Origin of the sequence: Aurantimicrobium sp. MWH-Uga1, assembly GCF_003325955.1 — a bacterium.
Classification (GTDB): domain Bacteria; phylum Actinomycetota; class Actinomycetes; order Actinomycetales; family Microbacteriaceae; genus Aurantimicrobium.
Genome location: NZ_CP030929.1, coordinates 420,760 through 439,225 on the forward strand (window position 1 = coordinate 420,760; position 18,466 = coordinate 439,225).

Sequence of the window (18,466 nt, forward strand, 5' to 3'; positions counted from 1 at the left end):
AAAAACAATGTCAGACAGTAAGTCAGGCAAAACGGTTACCAACATTGAAGCTCCAGCTCCCACTGAAGCAGTGAAGACTGGTCGTAACCTAGCCGGCAATAAGCCCACAACCGCCATGGGCCGCTTCAAGCACAATCTTCAGTTTGTGCGCGGACGTGGTGCACTCGAAATCACTTTGGTCTTCGTTGCCATACTTGCTGTATTCAGCATTATGAGCGCGATTGACCCATCCGGTTTCCCTTTCCTAGACGCGAATAACCTCTCAGGTGTTCTCACACAGTCCATTCCGCTCATGGCTATTCTTGCCATCGGCGTGGGCATCTTGATGATCGCTGGAGAATTTGACCTTTCTCTCGGTTTTGCCCTGACATTCAACGCAGTTGTATTCGTCATGTTCACTAAATCGGTCGGACCAGAAATCGGTATCATCGCCGGTTTGCTCTCTGGCGTCATGATTGGGCTTGTCAACGGAGCAATTGTAGTTTTCACCAAGATCCCATCCTTCATTGCCACTCTCGGTATGGGTTTCTTCTGGGGTGGAGCTTCTATCTTCATCAACGGAACAAACGCAGCACAGCTGCCCCCTTCACTGTCTGCAGATGGAAGTTGGTTTGAATTCCTGTTTGCTCACGACTTCGGTTGGTTCCGTTCACAATTTGTTTGGCTGATTTTGATTGGCATCATTGCTTATCTGTTCCTTCAGCGCCACAAATTGGGTAACCACATCTACGCAGTGGGCGGAAACCCTGCAGCTGCTCAGGCTATTTCAATTAGTCCAACACGCGTCAAGTTGATGGCATTCGGTATTGAAGGTCTGCTGGTTGGATTTGCTTCCATCCTCTTTGTTGCACGTATCCCTTCCGTTCAGCCAGGTGGTTCAGCAACTCAGGACTTCACCCTCTTTGCTGTCGCAGCAGCGGTTGTTGGTGGAACCTCCCTTTTGGGTGGACGCGGAACAATCCTGGGCATGATTATTGGTGCCGCACTCATCGAAGTAATCAAGAATGGTCTGATCCTGGGTAACGCACCTGGCTTCTACCTACAGCTCTTCGTTGGTGTGACCATTGTTATCGCCGCCATCTTCAACCGATTCATGGAAGGAAAGGCGTCATGACGAACGAACTTCTCCGCCTTGAAAAAGTAAACAAGCAATACGGGCCAAACACCGTCCTCAAAGACGTCTCCTTCACCATCAACAAAAACGAAGTTGTTGGACTGCTCGGTGACAACGGTGCTGGAAAGTCCACACTGGTCAAGATCATGTCTGGTGTTGTTCCCATGAGCTCTGGTGAGTACTTCTGGGACGACAAGAAGGTCAACAACGTAACACGCGCAGAAACCGAGCGTTTGGGTGTTGAAACCATCTTCCAGGACTCTGCTCTGGTTCCACAGATGACCATTTCCCGCAACATCTTCATGGGCCGTGAAATTACCAACAAGCTTGGTTTCATGAAGCTCAAAGAGATGGATGACATCGCGGCTGAGGTTCTCGACAGCGTTGTCACCATCGAGGGAATTAAGAGCCCTAAGCAACTCGTGCAATCACTTTCTGGTGGTCAAGCACAGGCTGTAGCTATTGCTCGTGCAGTTCACTTCAACAGAAGCCTGCTCATTCTTGACGAACCAACCTCTGCTCTCGCTGTGCGCGCGACTGAGGCTTTGCTGAACTATCTCACCCAGCTCAAGAGCGAAGGTGTGAGTTCGGTTCTCGTCACACACAACCTGCACCACGCCTATCAGGTCTGCGACCGTCACATTGTGATGAACCACGGTCAGAAGATCCTGGATGTGCGCAAGGAAGACACCAGCGTTGAAGAACTCACTGCTGCCGTGGTCGAAGGCCGCACCGGTGTAGAGCGATTCCGAAAGGGCACCTTCTAGGTCGCCCTTGAGGGAGGGAACAACAAAGCCCAGGCTTCTGCCTGGGCTTTGTTGCGTTTGTCTGGAGATAGGGTGAAAACATGGCCACTCAGACAGTGAAACCCACCTGGTCGTTGAGTTCAGTGCTGTGGATCATTGTGTTATCCATCATGGCTGGATTCCAAACCTGGCGGGGTGCTTATGTGGATGGCATTTTATTTTTTGCACTAGTTGCCATGCTTATTGTTGATCGCCTCACCGGTGGCCGTCTGGTCATCATGAAGAAACCAATTATTGCCCCCAAAAAAATTACCCTCGCAATCACCGGTGTATTAGGTGTAGTGCTTGTCGTGGCTCCACGTCATAGTTGGGTAGATCTCGCTGTCTTTATTGCAATCGGTGTGACAGTACTTCTGGTTGCATGGGAGCCTGCGCCAGACCGCGAAAAACGGCCTCACAAAGCTTTACTGCGCTCGATGTGGACCTGGTCGATGTTGGCTATAGCGATATGCATATGGGAAGCCACTGCCTTTGTATTGAGCGTCAGCATGCCTGGGGGAAGCGAAGATTTTCCAACTATTTCTGTCCTTCTTGACCCCTTTGTTGAAAACATTATTGGCCGCATGATTTTTGTGGGACTGTGGCTGGCTGCGGGATACGGTTTACTTCGGTTCTGGAGACGCTCATGACTCGCTTCATCGTTATTGCTGGGTATCTCGTTATCGTTGCCGTTGCAATTTGTTGTGAAATCTATGCTCAGCACAGACCAAACAAATTTGCTCCCATCGGTGACATGCTTGAGCATGTGATGACCTCGCGTACCACCCGAGTCAGCGTCATCGCAGCCTGGTGGTGGTTCGGTTGGCACTTTGCCTTTGCCGACACCGTTCAGTTGGAGCTGTAATTGGCTACTTCTCGACGAGGGTGACGGAGAATGAATAAAGGTCTGGACGGTAGCAGTGATGACCGAATTCCACTGCACGACCAGAGTTGTCGAAAGCGGTTCGATCCATCGTTAATAGTGCAGCGTGCTTTTCTACGTCGAGAAGCTCGCTTTCGAGATTAGTTGACTTTCGTGCACCAATTCTCTGTTTTGCAACACGCATCGTTACCCCTCGAGAACGGAAGACAGCGTAGAGACCGTGTTCTGCAATATCGTCAGGATTAAGGTCGATGAACTCTTCTGGTAACCAGTTTTCTAGTACAGAAACTGGAACTCCGTCTGCCTTTCTTACTCTCTTGAGGTGGAGTGTTGGGGCGCCAACTTCTACTGCAAGTTCTTCAGCAATTTTCGCGTCGGCAGCAATTACTTCACAGATGAGCATGTCTGTCGACGGCTTTTGTCCACTTCGGCTGAGGTCGTCATTGAGGGAGGTCAGTTCAACTCCGCGTGTTACTTGGCCATGAACTACTTGGGTACCAATTCCCCGACGGCGAACAAGTAATCCCTTGTCTACGAGGTCCTGAATGGCTCGGCGGATGGTTGGCCTGCTCAGACCTAATCTTTCGCCTAGTGCGACCTCGTTCTCAAGTCGAGATCCTGCTGGCAACGTGCCATCTAATATTGCTTTTTCAATGCGGGTTGAAACCTGAAAATAAAGCGGAATTGGGCCGGTTCGCTCAAGATCCATAAAGATCGACAGAGGAAGTATCTGTTCCGTCGGGTTCACGCTTTTTCCATTCGTCTACATTGACAATTGTGCTTTGGTGGCAACTTGTTAAGACATTAGCACTACAAAAGCCTATGAGATGTGTATTCATAGCTCATGTTTTTGTTGCTTGTGGTTTGTAGGTAGGTGACACCAATCTGCCTCAGGATGTCCTCAACAATCTCTAGGGCCCTCACCGATTCCTGATGCGAATGAACAGGAGATTCCGTCATACCAGCACCAACGTAGTGTGCAAAAGCTGTTGCTTGGTAGCACAAGCCTTGGTGACCTTGTGGCAGGTTGGTATCTTCCCAAGCTTGGCCTTTCTGGTTGAAACCAGAGGGAAGGAGACTGATTCCTGAAGGCACAACAAACGGAGTCTTATATTCAATAATTCCTTGGTCGCCCGCAATAGTTGCATGGTGGGGAGCATGCGTAAGCCCTGAGACAGTAAATATTGCTCGTGCTGAATTTGCAAAATCCATTACTACGGTTACCTCTGCCTCAGCACCATGGTCATTGAGCTTTCCGATTGCCTGGACACGAGTTGGGTCGCCCATAATTTCTAAAGCGAAAGCAACGGGATAAATCCCCATATCTAACATGATGGTTCCATGGTGGGGGTCCCATTTGCGTGGATCCTGTCTTTGGTCCTGACAAAAATCAACCAACATGAGTTGTGGTTTACCAATGAGATTATTTTCCAGAATTTGCCGGACTATTGATGCTTGGGGGAGATATCGGTTCCACATTGCTTCCATTGCAAAAACACCCTGTTTGGAGGCAGCGTCAAAAATCTCTTGAGCATCTGAAGGCGTTGTTGCAATTGGCTTTTCAATGAGCACATGCTTTCCAGCATTGATGGCAATGAGGGCATGTTCAAGGTGGTCACGAGGGCGAGTAGCAATGTAGACAGCGTCAATATCCTCTCGGGCAGCTAGGCTCTCATAACTTTCGTCCCACTCAGGTAAGCCATGGCTCTCGGCAAATATTTGAGCTTTTCCAGGAGTTCGCGATGCAATGGTGACGATGTCTTGGGAGGTGTGTTTCATCGTGCTGGTGGCGAATTCTTCTGAAATCCAGCCGGTGCCAAACATCCCCCATCGCAAGATGGGAGCGGATTCGGGGCGAATTACCACCGGAGGTGGTATTTGTAATGACATATTTACAAGATTAGTCACTCTTGCTCTAAGATGACAGGAAAATACAAAAATCCGATTACAAGGACCTGCAATGAAGCTAGGCGTGTATAACGCAATCCTGCATGATCGTTCTCTGCCAGAAGCCATAGAGGTCGTGGCCAACCTTGGCTTAACTGGTCTTGAAATCAACACCGGAGGATTTTTACCACCGGTTCATGTTCCGAACATTGATGAAATTCTCTCCAGTGACGTTGCTCGCGACGAATATTTAGGGAACTTCGAAGGAACCGGGGTTGAGATTGCAGGTCTGAACTGTAATGGGAATCCCTTGCATGCCTTTGAACCAATAAGGTTGCAACATTCCCGGGATGTTCGACGGTCAATAGAGTTGGCCGGTCGCCTTGGTCAAACCCGGGTGGTGACGATGTCAGGTTTACCCGGGGCAGAGCCTAGTGCACGCTACTCGAACTGGATTGTAAACGCATGGAATTCTGCGGCATTAGACGTTCTTGAATATCAATGGAGTATTGCGGTTCCTTTTTGGAAAGAAATGGACCACATCGCTCGCGATAACGGAGTCAAAGTTGCACTTGAACTTCATCCACAGAATCTGGTGTTCAATCCTGCATCTATGCGTGAACTTGTTGAGCGAGCAGAAACAACGAATATTGGTGTCGAATTAGATGCTTCTCACTTGTTCTGGCAGCAGATGGACCCCGTAGCTGTAGTTCGCAATCTGGGGGAATTGGTTGTGCATGCCGCAGCAAAAGACGTGAGAATAAACCCCAACGTCGCAATTGAGGGGGTACTTGACAACAGTTTCCGTCGAATGGGTGAAAACGAACCCCGAACCAGTTTGGGTTTAGGCGAATGGGTGAACGAATGGCCCAAAAACTCGGCATGGGACTTTGTCGCCCTGGGACGCGGCCATGATGTGTCATATTGGGCAGAATTCCTCACAGCACTCTATGAAGTGGACCCCAACATGATGGTCAACATTGAACATGAGGATGTCTCGCTCGGCCGAATTGAAGGACTCGAGGTGGCAAGCTCAGTTTTACTAGAAGCCGCTCAGCTAGCCAAGATAACTTTGGAGTAATGGTGAACGAGGCCTCTATGAATCAAATCGAATTCACCACGCGTAAGTGGGTGCGTCCAGAAGATCTCAACGCGAACGGAACGCTTTTTGGGGGTTCGCTGCTGAAATGGATTGACGAAGAAGCCACCATCTATGCAATTTTGCAGCTGGGCAATCGTCGCGTCGTAACCAAAATAATTTCTGAAATCAACTTCGTTGCTTCCGCTATCGAGGGAGACCTTATTGAGATGGGCCTCATTGCGACAAAATTCGGCACGACATCTATCACGATGCGTGCTGAGGTGAGGAACATGATCACCAGAAAATCCATCCTTACCGTCGATCACATTGTCTTCGTAGGTCTTGGTCAAGATGGAAAACCGACCCCTCACGGATATACCTCTGTGACGACAGAACGCGACCGTATACCTACTAACTGACGGTCGGGGAAGTCATCCCAAGACCGGTACGCTTAACCCTTGTGGCTCTAACTATCGGAATCGTCGGACTACCCAACGTAGGCAAGTCCACCCTCTTTAATGCACTGACCAAAAACCAAGTTCTTGCGGCGAACTATCCATTCGCCACGATTGAACCCAACATCGGTGTGGTCAACCTCCCTGATGCACGCTTGAACAAGCTGGCTGAAATATTTGGCAGCCAACAGCTGTTGCCAGCTGCGGTGTCCTTTGTTGACATTGCCGGCATTGTGAAGGGTGCCTCCGAGGGTGAAGGTCTGGGAAATAAGTTCCTCGCCAACATTCGTGAGGCAGACGCCATTGCCCAGGTTGTGCGCGGATTCTCTGACCCTGACGTTGTTCACGTGGACGGCAAGATTTCACCGGCAAGTGACCTGGAGACCATTAACACCGAGCTCATCCTTGCTGACCTAGAAACCCTAGAGAAGGCCATCACGCGCCTGGAGAAAGAAGTCAAAGCCAAGAAGGCGGAACCCGCAGCCTTGGAAGCAGCAATCGAAGCACAAAAAGTGCTCAACGAAGGCAAGCTGCTTTCGGTTTCTGGCATTGATCTTGCTCCCATCAAAGACCTAGGTCTCATGACGGCCAAGCCTGTGATCTTCGTTTTCAACGTGGATGAGTCCGTGTTGACCGATGAGGCAAAGCGCGCTGAATTAGCTGCTCTTGTCACTCCTGCCAAGGCAGTGTTCTTGGATGCCAAGCTCGAATCTGAACTCATTGACCTTTCTGCAGAAGATGCTGCTGAACTGCTTGCATCTACCGGTCAGGAAGAGTCAGGTTTGGATCAACTGGCACGTATTGGTTTTGACACCCTCGGCTTACAGACCTACCTCACCGCAGGTCCCAAAGAAGCGCGTGCGTGGACCATCGGGAAGGGGTGGAAGGCGCCTCAAGCAGCCGGTGTGATTCACACTGATTTTGAAAAGGGCTTTATCAAGGCAGAAATCATTTCCTTCGACGACCTCGTCGAGACTGGTTCTGTCGCTGAAGCCCGCGCCAAAGGTAAGGCACGAATGGAAGGAAAGGACTACGTCATGCAAGATGGCGACGTGGTCGAATTCCGTTTCAATGTCTAACGTTGTCTACTTTGTCGCCTCATCTCTCGATGGCTACATCGCTGACTCTGATGGATCACTAGAGTGGCTCACAAATATTGAGGGGGCTCCCGAGGAGATCACCTCCAGCTTTATGTCTACTGTGGGCGTTCAAGTTATGGGTTCTCGAACCTACGAATGGCTGCTCGAGAATGAAAACATCCTTAGCCATCCAGAAAAATGGTCACAGTTCTTTGGCGAGATGAGAACAGTGGTGTTCAGTTCGCGATCACTACCTCTCCCAGAGAATGCAGATATTGCCTTCGTCCATGGCTCACCTGAAGAGCATTTTGATGAGATTGCCACACGTGCTGGTGAGGGAAACATCTGGCTGGTCGGGGGTGGTCACTTGGCTTCGCAATTTCTTGCGGCAAATCTGATTGACCGGCTTGAGGTCACCTTCGCTCCTGTAGTGCTTGGCGGTGGGGTCAAGCTGTTTGGTGATCTCAGTAACTTTGTTCGGGTCGATATTCGTGAAACACTTTCGAGTGGAAACTTCATTCACGTGAATTGTGACGTTTCTCTCAGGTCCTAAATCGCCCTCAGGAGCTCACCATGTGTGGAGGTTACGCGCTCGCAGAACCCACCGAAGTGCTTGAGGACGTCTTCCATGTCGATGTCATCGGCGAAAACCTGCCAGGTCCCAGTTGGAATATTCGGCCCACGAACCAGGTTCCTATCGTGGTCGACACCATCGATACACAAACAGGCACTCAGCTTCGCCGTCTAGAAAGCGCTCGCTGGTCCCTGATTCCCTCGTGGGTCAAAGGTGAGCCACCCAAGTTCTCCACCTTCAACGCCCGCAGCGAAGATGCGGCCTCCAAAGCTTCCTGGCGTGATGCGGTCAAGTCCAAGCGCTGCCTTGTTCCTGCCTCGGGGTATTACGAGTGGGTTGTCGAAGACGGTGTGAAAGTTCCGCATTACATTCACTCCAACAACCTGATTGCTCTTGCGGGGTTGTATTCGTGGTGGCGAGCTGCCGACAGTGATCCGTGGATACTCACGGCCACCATCTTGACAATGCCGACTGTGCTGGAGCTTGCATCCATTCACGATCGCAATCCTGTGCCGCTGCCTGAGAAGTTCTGGGATGAGTGGCTCAATCCTGCAACGGTAGGAACTCAAGAATTGGTTGATGCTGCCGTGGCTGAAGCAATCCCTGTTGCATCTAGCTTGAGCGAATTCGCTGTCAACCCTCTTCGCGGTAACGGACCTGAACTGATTGTGCCTCGCTAGCTCAAGAATCGCTGAAACTTCTGCGCCATTTATTGCTTTAGCTGGCTCAAGCGAGCAGACTGACACCTAACGGGGACTTTCTCCAGACAACACAGGACGGTGCACAGTGGCTCGGAAAATTCGCAGTGAAGACGAACAAATTAAACGGCTTCGGGTGTACAACATCGTTGCCGGAGCAATACACCTGCTACAAGGTCTTGCGTTCTTGTTTATTCTCACCAAGCTCAGTTCCCAAGTGATGTTCCCTGTCACAGTGGACTACATGACCGGCCCTCCCGGGGTCGATCTTCCCACCGAGCGTGTGACTTTGTTTGAAGTCAACTTGGGGCTTGGTGTGGTGGCGTTCTTGTTCATGTCTGCTTTCTTCCACTTCCTCATTTCTTTACCCGGTGTCTTCACCCGTTATGCCAATGGCCTCAAGCTCAACCACAACTATTTCCGGTGGACCGAGTATTCGCTCAGCTCTTCGGTCATGATTTGGCTGATAGCTCAACTCAATGGCGCGACAGACTTCGCGGCATTGTTCGCCATCTTTGCGGTGAACGCCTCCATGATCTTCTTCGGAGCACTGCAGGAGAAGTATGAAAAGCCAGGAAGCAAAGGCTTCCTGCCGTTTATTTTTGGTTCCATGACAGGCATCGTCCCCTGGATTATCATCGCGATTTACGCCCTGCAGCCAGGATCAACCAGCGCAGCAGAAGTTCCCGGCTTTGTTTATGGCATCGTGATTTCGCTCTTTATTTTCTTCAACACCTTTGCCATCAACCAGGCCCTGCAGTATCGCCAAATTGGCGGCTGGAAGAGCTACCTGCGTGGTGAGCGTGCGTACATCACCCTTAGTTTGGTCGCCAAGAGTGTGCTTGCTTGGCAGGTGTTCTCGGGAGCTCTTGTTCCTCTTTTTGTGAGCTAACTAGAAAAAGCCAAACTACTTGCTGGGCTTGATTTTCACGGTGTTGAGAATCAAGCCCGCGCCGTTGCGCATAATGAGCTTGGCATCTGGGGTGATTTTGGTCAGCAGCGGGTACACCGCTGTGGCCAACATCATTCCAATGGCCATAGCAAAGAAGGTAAGCCCTGCCGTTCCAGCAACATCGCTCAAATTTTGTGATGACTCCAGCTCACCCGTGAGAGCGACGAAGCCTGTCGATCCAGGAACAATCAGCCAGAAGGTGGGAAGGAAGATTGCCAAATCTCCTGGGCCACCACCCAAACGCGCATTGATTGCCCAAGAGGTGATGAGCCCAGCAGCTGTTGCTAACCCAGCTGAGAGGGGAACACCCAGGCTGGGAACTGCCAGGACAGAGATAGCAAAGCTAAACATCATGACAAACAAGCTGGGAAGCCACAGTCGAAGTGGCGTGCAGAAGTAAAGGAATGTTCCCACCCCGTAGATCGCAGCACCTGCCCAGGCTACCCACTGTGGGGTGAGCGTTACTGTGACGTCCTCCAGTCTGCTTGCAGGAATTCCACTAACAGTGATGGCTAACACACCTCCGAAAGCCATACTTCCTAGAATCATGAGCGCATACATCAGTCGCGATGCCCCAGAGACCATATACCCGCTGACTAATTCAATAATTCCCGAGGTCAGTGTTGCCCCAGGTAACAACACCACAATGAGCATGGCAACCATGCGGACAGGGTCTGGTTTATCAAAGAGAATTGAGATTCCAGCAACCATCAACCCGGCAACAAAGGTCGCCATCAGGGGCAGAAGCGCGACAAAGCGTGTGCTTCTACTGAGGTTGAGTACCATGATTCCCACAAGCACACCCATGACAGTGACTGCCACCAATGCTGGGAGATCCAAGCGGAACGCTGCACCAAATCCCAGAGCAGACAGCGCGTAGCCAATAACCCTCAACCAGGAAGGATAGATGGGTTTCTTGGTTGAAATAGCACGGAGGCTTTCGGCAACATCGTGGGCGTTGTCTTTGTTGTGGCGGGCTTGTGCGAGTACAGATTGAACTTGCGTCATTTGATCAAAGCGATAACTACTCTTGACCACTCGCAACTGAGGAACCCCGTGTTTATGAGTTTCTGTCAAAACCATTGTCGGCAGCAACACAATCTCAGCATCGGCGTTGTACGCCTCTGCCAGCCCCCGGAGAACACTTTCTGCTTGAGGGGCAGGGTATGTGGAACTGACCATGGCTGCAGCTGCCTCGGTGAGCATGTCTGTCACATCAGGACGTGTCGGAGGTTGCACAGCTTGCTCAGTCATGACTCAACGCTAACAAATCAGTGACACAACCTAGACTTGAGACCACAAGATCTTTGCTGAAAGAGGACAGTAATGGAATACACGGGCAGTACTGCACTGATTACCGGAGCAAGCGCCGGCATCGGTGTTGCCTATGCAGAGGGTTTTGCTGCGCGCGGCGCAAATCTTGTCCTTGTGGCACGTCGAAAAGACCGTCTTGACAGCCTCGCAGCGCGCTTGCGCCAGCAATATTCCGTGAGCGTGGAGGTCATTGCTCTGGATCTCACTTCTGCAGGTGCCGTGGCCAAGCTGGAAAAATCGATAGCCACAAAGAAACTCACCGTTGATGTTCTGGTCAATAATGCAGGTTTTGGATTGAACGGTTTCTTTGTGAAGGAAGACCGAGCACTGACTCAACAAGAAATCACGTTAAATATCGGTGTTCTTGTTGATCTCACTGCTGCATTCTTACCCGGCATGCTCGAACGTGGCCGTGGAGCTGTGGTCAACATTGCCAGTACGGCTTCTTTCCAGCCTGTTCCTGGCATGGCTGTCTATGGAGCCACGAAAGCTTTTGTGCGTTCCTTCACTGAAGCTCTCTGGGGAGAGCTAGGGACATCGACAGTCCGGGTGCTTGCTGTGAGCCCTGGCGCAACAGAATCTGAATTCTTCATCGTTGCTGGCGGTAAGCCATCGGGCAAAGCTGTTCCTGCAACGGATGTGGTCGAGAAGACTTTCTCGGCGCTCGAGAAGAACACGCCCTCTGTCGTGGTCGGTGGAGCAAATGCTGTTGCCGCCAGTCTTGTGAAGTTTTTCCCCAAGAAAATGACCATCAACTTGGTGGGCAAGATGTTCCTGCCGAAGGAGAAGTAATGCAGCACACTTTCCTATACTCCGTCGAGCGTGAGTACACCCAACCCATGTCCCGTATCTGGGAAGCATGGACCGATGCGACACAACTCGAGGAGTGGTATCACCCCACCGATCTCAAGAATGTTCCCGGGTCTTCCGTCTCAGAGCCTGAGGTCGGCGGCATGTGGGCTATTGCTGTCGATGTTCCTGAGTACGGCTTCCAATCTTGCTTTTGGGGCACCTACACCGCTCTCGAACCAGGCAAACTCATCGAGCACACCATGTTCTATTCCCAAGATCCAGCAGAATTCGCCGCCAAAGATCTAACAGGAGAATTTGCCAAGATTGTGGTCGATTTTGAAGAACGCCCTACTGGAAGCTGGGTTCGCTTTACGCAGTACGGTGAGCTACCGGAAGAGCATATTCCTCTGGCAAAAGCAGGAATGGAAAGTTACTTCCAGTCCTTAGCCGATTACCTGGGATAGCTAAGCCAACAGAGATTTCATCTGCTTGTAGATCAGGGCAGCTGCCTTTTCAGGCATAAGCCTGGTGAGCTTGTCCATGGTTTTGGCATCTGAGCCGATGAAGACTTTGTACGCATTCTTTTCAATTGCGCCGATGATGGTTTGTGCGGCCACTTCCACACTGGTCGTTTTGAACTTGTTTGCCTCATGAGGGTCCATGTTGGCGGGCATAGCCATGCCGGAGTTCTGGGCAATATTAGTTGCAATGGCACCGGGGTAGATGGCAGTGACATGCACGTTTGTGTCCATGAGCTCAGAATGTAAACCCTCGGTCAGAAGCTTCACGGCTGCCTTGGTAGCCCCATAAATAGTTTGCCCTGGAACAGGGGCGTACCCGCCCATGCTGGAAACATTGGCAATGTAACCCTCGGGGCGTTGAAGTAACTCAGGCAGGAACGCTTTCACGGTGTTGATGGTTCCATAGAGGTTGACATTCATGACCCGTTCAATGGCGTCAAAGTCGAGGTCGTTGACTTTCACAAAGGGTTGAATAATTCCGGCAACGTTGACCAGCGCATCGACCTGACCGTGCTTGGTAATCACTGTTTTGGGAAGTGCCATCACTTTGGCTCGGTCAGTGATGTTGAGCGTGTGCGTAGAAAGCTTGGCACCAGGTCCGGCAAGCTTCTTTGTCTCCTTGAGGCCTTCCGCACTCAGATCGACAGCGGCAACGGTTGCCCCTTTTGCGAGAAGTTGTAAAACCAGCTCGCGTGCAATTCCGTTACCCCCGCCGGTAACGACGAATACTTTTCCTGCGATGTCCATCAGTGAACTCTTTTCTGAATGAGAACAACCCATCCAGTTTCAGTATCCTCCTGCACAGTTACCAGTGGTTAGTGGTTTTTGCCACTGAGCGGTCCTAAACTAAATCGTCGCTTTATCACTAAGGAACACCATGTTTTTAATCGAATTGAATTGGATTGCCATTCTTGTGGCATTTGTTGCCGCATTTATTGCTGGAGCTGTGTGGTTTGGCCCAAAGACGTTCTTCCCTGCGTGGTGGCGAGCTATGGGCAAAGACCCCAACAACATGGAAGTAACCGGCAATATGGCGGTCACTTTCGGTGCCACTGCCATTGCTGCCTTTATCGAGGCCGTCACTGTTGCATCGGTCATTTATTTTGTGGCACAGTCAAACCCCAATTTTGGTGTTCTGGACGGTGGCCTCGTCGGCCTTCTCCTTGGTCTTGGTTTAGCAGCAGCGTCGTCCTTATCTCACCGGTTGTTCGCTGGTCAAGGATTCAAGGTGTGGATTATTGAGGTCGGAAGTGACGTGGTTAACCTCACCATTATGGGCCTCATAATTGGCGCGTGGCGATAATCTAGAACCACCCACAGAACAGGAGTCATCATGGGTTTTGTTGCATTTATGTCCTCAACATTTGGTCGTTGGTTACGTATCGTCGTCGGCCTTGTTCTTGCTATCGCTGCACTGACGTGGGGACCCATTGGTGCTGTCTTCTTCTTTATTGGTATTTTCTTGATCTCCGCTGGAGCGTCTGACACCTGCATGTTTGCACCGCTATTTGGCCTGGGATTCAACGGAAGTGAATCTCGCCGATAAACACGGTGTTCTGACTGTGCCTCCGGAATTTCGGAGGCACAGTTCGTTAACTTCACCTTTGTTCATGAGATGACTAGCCTCGAAGTATGAGTGAAAAAGTCACCGGACCCGCCTCCTATTTCCCGTCAATTGAGAAGAAGTATGGCCAGCCCATCGATCACTGGATGGGCCAGCTCGATGCGGTGAAAGACAAGAAACACATGGAACAAGTGGATTACCTCAAGACCGAGCACGGCATGGGGCATGGTCATGCCAATGCGGTTGTTGCGGTGTATCGCGCAAACAATGGTCTGTCATGACTGTTGCTGAGGTAGATGCCTATATCCAGGCACAACCTGAACCGCAACGCTCTACTCTGGAGCATCTGAGGTCTCAAATACTTGCAATCATTCCTGAGGCAGAACAGTGCATTTCCTATGCCATGCCCGGATTCCGTGTCAACGGCAAAGTTGTTGCGGGATTTGCTGCTTACAAGAAACACATTGGGTACTACCCTCACTCGGGTCAAGTTTTCCAAGTGATGATGGATGATCTGGCCGGCTATGAGGTCTCTGAAAAGGGTGGGGGAGTGAAGTTCCCCATCGATCAAGCTGTTCCAGATGCACTGATTGAAAAACTTATTGCCGTGCGAATGGCTCAAGCTTTCCCAGCTGGATAACAGTCGGCAGGAATACACTCGCACTATGACTGCTGAACAGCCCTATACGCTTGTGAAGCACTACGACGGTTTCGATGTGCGTCACTATCCCGATTACGTCCTTGTCCAAGTAGACGTCGTTGGCGATTTCATGCGTGCTGGGAATGTGGCCTTTGGGCCACTTGTGAGCTACATCTCAGGAAACAACACGGCGAACAAGAAGTTCGCCATGACTGCGCCTGTCATTCAAGAAACCACGGCCCAAGAAACACATACGGTTTCCTTCGTTCTTCCCGAAGGTGTCGATATTTCTGAGGTTCCTGTGCCTGCCAATGCACGCGTGCGCACGGCACACGTTCATGCTCACGATGCAGCAGTGATGAAATTTGGTGGTGGCTGGAACGCGACGCGTTTTCAGAACAACGGGGAACTCCTCCTTGAGCGTGTGAAAGAAGCAGGCCTGATTCCCGAAGGCAATGTCTACTTTGCCCGTTTTGATCCACCCTGGAAACCAGGATTTCTCAAGCGCAATGAGGTCTTAGTTGCCCTAGCGTCACGTGGTTAGGCCTGGAGGGCACAAATTATTGGGCTAGTCCGCTCACTGTTGAAACTGCGCTCACAAAGGCAGCAGCTGCCATGGCGAGTTCTTCTGCTGTGGTGTTGTGGCTAAAGCTAAAACGAATTGATGTTCTGGCAACATCTGGGTCGATCCCGCACGCCACAAGTACGTGAGAGGGTTCGTCGCTTCCAGCTGCACACGCAGAGCCGCTCGAAACAATCACACCTTGCTGTTCCAACTCCAGTAACAAGGTCTCACCGTTGAGCCCGGCACACGTGAAACTGGCAATGCCGGGGTGACGTTGTATGGGGTTTCCTGTCAATGCGGCCTGGGGGATATTTCCTACTACCTGTGCAATAAAGTCATCACGCAGTGTGCTCACGCGAGCCGCTTCTGCTGTGGGCTCCGGAAGTTGCTGCAATGCTGTTGAAAGCGCAACAGCCCATGCAACGTTTTCTGTCCCTGAACGGCGTCCGAATTCTTGGCCGCCCCCGTGGAGCACAGGCTCCACGGCCAGGCGCCCACGAATATAGGTCAGGCCGCTACCCTTGGGGCTTCCTATTTTGTGACCAGAGATGGTCAGCGCATCCACACCGAACACGAGGGTGTCAGACGAACCCACTCGTAGATCGAACCAGCCGGCAGCTTGGACTGCGTCCGTGTGTACGAGTGCCCCCACTGCATGAGCCGCTTCGATGATCTGGGGAAGCGGATGTAGGGTACCAATTTCGTTATTGGCCAGCATGAGGGTAACGAGAGTGGTGTCGGATCGGAGGGCGTCTTTGAGCTGAGCGAGGTTGATATTTCCCTGGGAGTCAACCTCAAGCCAGGTGATTTCAAAGCCGTGAACCCGTTCAAGGAAACGCAGTGTCTCGAGTACTGCCTCATGTTCTGTCAGGGCAGAGATAATGTGCTTGCCGCGAGGATAGGCCAAGGCAAGACCAGTGATGGCGAAGTTGTCTCCCTCTGTTCCACCGGAGGTGAAGATAATGTCTGAGGCTGGAACACCCAGCCACGAGCCGCAGTAGCTGCGGGCATCCTCGAGGGCGTTCTTAGCCCGGAAGCCAAGTTCATTGGTGCTCGAGGGGTTACCAAACTCGGATGTCAAGAAGGGCCAAGCAGCCTCCAGTGCAGCAGGAACCACTGGGGTGGTTGCGGCGTTGTCGAGGTAAATCATGGCGGTCTTAGTTCTCGGGAGTATCTATGGTGACGTCAAGTCCGAGGTCGAGTGCGCGGGCGGAGTGGGTCAATGCTCCAACAGAAATGACATCCACACCTGTTTCGGCGATGGCACGAACCGTGTCGAGGTTCACCCCGCCACTTGCTTCCACCACGGCACGACCGGCAACCTGGGCAACGCCGGTTTTCAAATCTGTAAGAGAGAAGTTATCGAGCATGATGATGTCGACACCACCGGCAATCACCGGTTCAATTTGGTCGAGTCGATCGACCTCCACCTCAAACTTCACGCCCTCGGGAAGTTCCTTTTTCACTCGCTGAAGTTCGGTGGTGAGATCCTTGCCTCCGGCAAGAAGCACGGCAAGGTGGTTGTCTTTGGCCATGAAAGCGGTGGAGAGGTTGAGGCGGTGGTTTGTTCCGCCACCGCACGTCACAGCATGGCGTTCAAATGCGCGCAGGGTTGGTGTTGTCTTTCGGGTATCCAAGATGGTTGCGTGAGTCCCTTTGACAGCATCAACATACGCTGCTGTCAACGTGGCAATTCCGCTCATGCGCTGGGTGAAGTTCAAGCCAATACGCTCTGCGGTCAAGATCCCTCGTGCCGGGCCAGACACGCGGGCGAGGATATCTCCGGGTTCAAAACTGTCCCCATCATCTTTGATGAGTTCTACGTGGATGCGGGGGTCTGTCAGGAAAAATGCTGCCTGAAAAACCTCAGCACCAGAAAAGGTTCCCGCTTCGCGGGCCGAGAGCACTGCTGTGGCGGTGGCGTCTTCTGGGATGACGAGCAGTGACGTGATATCTCCGGTGGGAGCATCCTCTAATAACGCTGCTTTCACGACAGTTTCGATGGTCTGTTTGTCCAACATAGTTATGCCTTTCGAACCAGCGTGATGGGGCGAGCCTGTGCAGGGTTGGTCTCGGGGAAATCTAGCCGGTAGTGACCGCCGCGAGATTCTTCACGAGAGAGAGCGGCTTCGGTTACCGTGCGAGCGAGCAGAAGGAGGTTGGCATCCTCCCAGTCGGGGAAGAGGCGGTGTGCGGGATCTGCTGGACGCCAGGAGTGAAGTTGTTCCAGTGCGCGGGTCAAATCTGTACCTGTACGTGCCAGGCCAACGCTGTCCCACATCAGTGTCTGTAACTCCACGCGGTCTACAACCTGCGCGGTTGAGGTGTGATCGGGCTCCAGGAGTTCGAGTTCTGCAAGCGGTTCGCTTGCATTCCACCGCACACTAGGTGCATCGGTAGGCCATGCTTCACCCAGGGCAGAAACTGCCCGGTGGGCAAAGACAATGCTCTCCAGTAGAGAGTTAGAAGCCAGACGGTTAGCACCGTGCGCTCCCGTGCAGGCCACCTCACCGACAGCAAACAAGCCTGGAATAGATGTGCGCCCAAAGGTGTCGGTGGCGATCCCACCCATCCAATAGTGAGCGGCTGGTGTGACCGGAATCGGGTCGCGACCCCAGTTCAAACCATAGGAACGGCATGCCTTGGTAATGCTGGGGAAACGTTGCGCAAGGAACTCACTTCCCAAAGCGGTGGCATCCAGCAATACAGGTTGTCCTCCCTGTTCGATCATGGTTTGTTGAATGCCACGAGCAACAACATCACGCGGTGCCAACTCTGCTAGGGGGTGGATCTTCTGCATAAAGCGCTCGCCCTGCGCATCAATGAGCACAGCTCCCTCGCCACGCACCGCCTCGGAAATGAGGAAGGAACCTGGCACAGCGAGCGCTGTGGGGTGGAATTGATAGAACTCCACATCTGCCAACACAGCTCCGGCACGAAACGCTGCAGCGACACCATCGCCGGTGGTCACGGTTGGGTTGGTGGTGTGGCGATACAGCTGGCCGGCACCACCACTGGCCAAAATGACAGCATCTGCGGAAATAAAGTGCATTCCGTCTGCATCGAGAACCTGAACACCACTGACGCTTCCGTTATCGACCACTATCTCGGCTACAAACGTGTATTCACGAATTTCTGTGGCACTTTTTTGGACAGTGTTAACCAAGGCGTCACTGGTCACCGCGCCGGTGGCATCGCCACCGGCATGCAAGATACGTGGATGCGAGTGAGCTGCTTCTAAGCCCATGGCAAAGTCTGTTCCACTGCGGTCAAACTCCACACCAAAGTTCACGAGGTCGTTGATGCGGCCTGGGCCCTCAGAGCACAGGACTTCCACGGCTGGCTCCCAACACATTCCCGCACCGGCAAACATGGTGTCTGCGATGTGTTCTGCCACGGTGTCTTCAGTAGAGACCACAGCTGCAATACCGCCTTGGGCGTAGTGAGTGTTGCTTTCGGCTAGGTTTGCCTTCGTCACGAGGACAACCTCGTGGTGCCGGCTCGCCTGAGCAGCGGCGATCAGTCCTGCGACGCCACTGCCGATAACAACTACTTTGGCCAT

General features: G+C 52.0%; 24 protein-coding genes. 17 read left to right on the forward strand and 7 right to left on the reverse strand.

Annotation, left to right across the window (positions count from 1 at the left end; all coding sequences use genetic code 11):
* The first annotated feature begins 7 nt into the window (after positions 1–7).
* From AURUGA1_RS02180 to AURUGA1_RS02195, 4 genes are all read left to right on the forward strand, one after another.
* A complete protein-coding gene (locus AURUGA1_RS02180; RefSeq protein ID WP_114128678.1) occupies positions 8–1,114 on the forward strand; it encodes an ABC transporter permease in 1,107 nt (368 codons plus the stop codon).
* A complete protein-coding gene (locus tag AURUGA1_RS02185; protein WP_114128679.1) occupies positions 1,111–1,881 on the forward strand; it encodes an ATP-binding cassette domain-containing protein in 771 nt (256 codons plus the stop codon). The genes AURUGA1_RS02180 and AURUGA1_RS02185 overlap by 4 nt, the downstream gene beginning before the upstream one ends.
* A gap of 80 nt (positions 1,882–1,961) precedes the next feature.
* The gene (locus AURUGA1_RS02190; RefSeq protein ID WP_114128680.1) at positions 1,962–2,549 is read left to right on the forward strand and encodes a hypothetical protein; all 588 of its coding nucleotides are present in this window, start codon (positions 1,962–1,964) and stop codon (positions 2,547–2,549) included.
* Complete coding sequence (locus AURUGA1_RS02195) at positions 2,546–2,764, forward strand: DUF6186 family protein (RefSeq protein WP_114128681.1); 219 nt, start codon at positions 2,546–2,548, stop codon at positions 2,762–2,764. Before AURUGA1_RS02190 ends, AURUGA1_RS02195 begins: the two co-directional genes overlap by 4 nt.
* A gap of 4 nt (positions 2,765–2,768) precedes the next feature.
* On the opposite strand, the gene AURUGA1_RS02200 is transcribed toward AURUGA1_RS02195, so the two are convergent.
* Both AURUGA1_RS02200 and AURUGA1_RS02205 read right to left on the reverse strand, forming a co-directional pair.
* The gene (locus AURUGA1_RS02200) at positions 2,769–3,530 is read right to left on the reverse strand and encodes a GntR family transcriptional regulator (RefSeq protein WP_114128682.1); all 762 of its coding nucleotides are present in this window, start codon (positions 3,528–3,530) and stop codon (positions 2,769–2,771) included.
* A gap of 62 nt (positions 3,531–3,592) precedes the next feature.
* Positions 3,593–4,672, reverse strand: coding sequence for a Gfo/Idh/MocA family protein (locus AURUGA1_RS02205; RefSeq protein WP_162784033.1), 1,080 nt, complete (start codon positions 4,670–4,672; stop codon positions 3,593–3,595).
* Between the two features lie 70 nt (positions 4,673–4,742).
* Between AURUGA1_RS02205 and AURUGA1_RS02210 the strand changes: the two genes are divergently transcribed.
* The 6 genes from AURUGA1_RS02210 to heR all read left to right on the forward strand — a co-directional run bounded on the left by AURUGA1_RS02210 (position 4,743) and on the right by heR (position 9,448).
* Positions 4,743–5,750: a sugar phosphate isomerase/epimerase gene (locus AURUGA1_RS02210; RefSeq protein ID WP_114128683.1), complete on the forward strand. Its 1,008-nt coding sequence runs from the start codon at positions 4,743–4,745 to the stop codon at positions 5,748–5,750.
* A 17-nt stretch (positions 5,751–5,767) separates the two neighbouring features.
* Positions 5,768–6,169 (forward strand): acyl-CoA thioesterase, encoded by a 402-nt coding sequence (locus AURUGA1_RS02215; RefSeq protein WP_114129686.1) that lies wholly within the window; start codon positions 5,768–5,770, stop codon positions 6,167–6,169.
* A gap of 41 nt (positions 6,170–6,210) precedes the next feature.
* Positions 6,211–7,284, forward strand: coding sequence for a redox-regulated ATPase YchF (ychF, locus tag AURUGA1_RS02220; RefSeq protein WP_114128684.1), 1,074 nt, complete (start codon positions 6,211–6,213; stop codon positions 7,282–7,284).
* Positions 7,250–7,837: a dihydrofolate reductase family protein gene (locus AURUGA1_RS02225; RefSeq protein ID WP_114128685.1), complete on the forward strand. Its 588-nt coding sequence runs from the start codon at positions 7,250–7,252 to the stop codon at positions 7,835–7,837. The genes ychF and AURUGA1_RS02225 overlap by 35 nt, the downstream gene beginning before the upstream one ends.
* Positions 7,838–7,857: 20 nt before the next feature.
* Positions 7,858–8,538, forward strand: a complete 681-nt coding sequence (locus tag AURUGA1_RS02230) for an SOS response-associated peptidase (protein WP_114128686.1) — start codon at positions 7,858–7,860, stop codon at positions 8,536–8,538.
* A 106-nt stretch (positions 8,539–8,644) separates the two neighbouring features.
* On the forward strand, positions 8,645–9,448 hold the full coding sequence (gene heR / locus AURUGA1_RS02235; protein ID WP_114128687.1) for a heliorhodopsin HeR: 804 nt from the start codon (positions 8,645–8,647) through the stop codon (positions 9,446–9,448).
* 15 nt (positions 9,449–9,463) lie between these two features.
* On the opposite strand, the gene AURUGA1_RS02240 is transcribed toward heR, so the two are convergent.
* A complete protein-coding gene (locus AURUGA1_RS02240) occupies positions 9,464–10,762 on the reverse strand; it encodes a threonine/serine exporter ThrE family protein (RefSeq protein WP_114128688.1) in 1,299 nt (432 codons plus the stop codon).
* A 72-nt stretch (positions 10,763–10,834) separates the two neighbouring features.
* Here AURUGA1_RS02240 and AURUGA1_RS02245 point away from each other — a divergent pair, with 72 nt between their 5' ends.
* Together AURUGA1_RS02245 and AURUGA1_RS02250 are read left to right on the forward strand one after the other, a co-directional pair.
* Positions 10,835–11,614: an SDR family oxidoreductase gene (locus AURUGA1_RS02245; protein ID WP_114128689.1), complete on the forward strand. Its 780-nt coding sequence runs from the start codon at positions 10,835–10,837 to the stop codon at positions 11,612–11,614.
* Positions 11,614–12,078: an SRPBCC domain-containing protein gene (locus tag AURUGA1_RS02250; protein ID WP_114128690.1), complete on the forward strand. Its 465-nt coding sequence runs from the start codon at positions 11,614–11,616 to the stop codon at positions 12,076–12,078. The genes AURUGA1_RS02245 and AURUGA1_RS02250 overlap by 1 nt, the downstream gene beginning before the upstream one ends.
* Here the strand turns inward: AURUGA1_RS02250 and AURUGA1_RS02255 are convergent, their stop codons facing one another.
* Positions 12,079–12,882 carry an SDR family oxidoreductase gene (locus tag AURUGA1_RS02255; protein WP_114128691.1) on the reverse strand — a complete coding sequence of 268 codons (804 nt, stop codon included), beginning with the start codon at positions 12,880–12,882 and terminating at the stop codon, positions 12,079–12,081.
* A gap of 130 nt (positions 12,883–13,012) precedes the next feature.
* Here AURUGA1_RS02255 and AURUGA1_RS02260 point away from each other — a divergent pair, with 130 nt between their 5' ends.
* From AURUGA1_RS02260 to AURUGA1_RS02280, 5 genes are all read left to right on the forward strand, one after another.
* The gene (locus AURUGA1_RS02260) at positions 13,013–13,438 is read left to right on the forward strand and encodes a DUF1761 domain-containing protein (RefSeq protein WP_114128692.1); all 426 of its coding nucleotides are present in this window, start codon (positions 13,013–13,015) and stop codon (positions 13,436–13,438) included.
* A gap of 30 nt (positions 13,439–13,468) precedes the next feature.
* Entirely contained in the window at positions 13,469–13,681 is a 213-nt protein-coding gene (locus AURUGA1_RS02265; protein WP_114128693.1) for a YgaP-like transmembrane domain, read from the forward strand.
* A gap of 86 nt (positions 13,682–13,767) precedes the next feature.
* Complete coding sequence (locus tag AURUGA1_RS02270; protein ID WP_114128694.1) at positions 13,768–13,980, forward strand: DUF4287 domain-containing protein; 213 nt, start codon at positions 13,768–13,770, stop codon at positions 13,978–13,980.
* On the forward strand, positions 13,977–14,339 hold the full coding sequence (locus AURUGA1_RS02275; protein ID WP_114128695.1) for an iron chaperone: 363 nt from the start codon (positions 13,977–13,979) through the stop codon (positions 14,337–14,339). Before AURUGA1_RS02270 ends, AURUGA1_RS02275 begins: the two co-directional genes overlap by 4 nt.
* Positions 14,340–14,364: 25 nt before the next feature.
* Entirely contained in the window at positions 14,365–14,883 is a 519-nt protein-coding gene (locus AURUGA1_RS02280) for a heme-binding protein (protein ID WP_114128696.1), read from the forward strand.
* A gap of 16 nt (positions 14,884–14,899) precedes the next feature.
* On the opposite strand, the gene AURUGA1_RS02285 is transcribed toward AURUGA1_RS02280, so the two are convergent.
* The 3 genes from AURUGA1_RS02285 to nadB are packed head-to-tail and all read right to left on the reverse strand — an operon-like array spanning position 14,900 to position 18,466.
* Positions 14,900–16,054, reverse strand: coding sequence for a cysteine desulfurase family protein (locus AURUGA1_RS02285; protein WP_114128697.1), 1,155 nt, complete (start codon positions 16,052–16,054; stop codon positions 14,900–14,902).
* 7 nt (positions 16,055–16,061) lie between these two features.
* Positions 16,062–16,925, reverse strand: a complete 864-nt coding sequence (nadC, locus tag AURUGA1_RS02290) for a carboxylating nicotinate-nucleotide diphosphorylase (RefSeq protein WP_114128698.1) — start codon at positions 16,923–16,925, stop codon at positions 16,062–16,064.
* Between the two features lie 2 nt (positions 16,926–16,927).
* Complete coding sequence (gene nadB / locus AURUGA1_RS02295) at positions 16,928–18,466, reverse strand: L-aspartate oxidase (protein ID WP_114128699.1); 1,539 nt, start codon at positions 18,464–18,466, stop codon at positions 16,928–16,930.